Raw genomic sequence first — 394 nt, 5'->3', positions numbered from 1 at the left:
GGAACCAGACGGCAGCAGATTATCCGCATGACAAAACCATTGTCGACTTGTTTGAAGAACAAGCGATGCGGACGCCGGAAGCCGTGGCGATCGTTGATGAAAATACGGTCATGACATATGGTGAACTGCTTGCGGCTGCCAATCGAATTGCGCTTTTATTGAATCAAAAAGGCATGCGCACCGGAGTAATCGCGGGCATCGCCATGAAGCGTTCAGCGATGCTGATTGCAGGAATTCTTGGTGTGCTGAAAACCGGGGCGGCCTATGTGCCGATTGACCCGGAATACCCGGAAGAACGGATTCATTACATGCTGGATGACAGTAAAGCGGATGTACTGATCGTCGACCACGACGTTGTGCCTCCAGCAGGATATAGCGGGGAGATCGTTACCTT

The 394-nt window shown here is 51.8% G+C and carries 1 protein-coding gene; it reads left to right on the top strand.

The genetic code is table 11. From position 1 onward, the window contains the following. A partial coding sequence (locus QD47_RS29685; protein WP_044649499.1) for an AMP-binding protein occupies window positions 1-394 on the top strand: 394 nt, incomplete at both ends.

Origin of the sequence: Paenibacillus terrae (assembly GCF_000943545.1) — a bacterium.
GTDB lineage: Bacteria > Bacillota > Bacilli > Paenibacillales > Paenibacillaceae > Paenibacillus > Paenibacillus terrae_A.
The sequence above is the reverse complement of the archived record's forward strand: the minus strand, read 5'-3'. Positions and strand labels throughout refer to the sequence as shown.